Raw genomic sequence first — 222 nt, forward strand, 5'->3', positions numbered from 1 at the left:
CCCATGCTGATCAATCCCCCCATCGACATGCTGCGAGAGCTCGGCCTTTACGGCATGGCAACCGCTTTCCAGGAACTCGACGCACAGTCCGAAGTGCGCGACCTCGAGCACGGCGAATGGCTTGCCATGCTGCTCGAACGCGAGGCGACCATGCGCCGCCAGAAGCGTTTCGAGGCTCGCGCCAGGGCTGCCCAGCTTCGCCATGACGCGCAGATCGAGAAT

Annotated in this window: 1 protein-coding gene; it reads left to right on the forward strand. The window is 63.5% G+C overall.

Annotation, left to right across the window (positions count from 1 at the left end; genetic code table 11):
- Window positions 1–3: 3 nt before the first annotated feature.
- On the forward strand, window positions 4–222 hold a 219-nt coding region (locus X738_RS0145600; protein WP_198032973.1), incomplete at its 3' end, for an ATP-binding protein.

Origin of the sequence: Mesorhizobium sp. L48C026A00 (genome assembly GCF_000502375.1) — a bacterium.
Lineage (GTDB): Bacteria > Pseudomonadota > Alphaproteobacteria > Rhizobiales > Rhizobiaceae > Mesorhizobium > Mesorhizobium muleiense.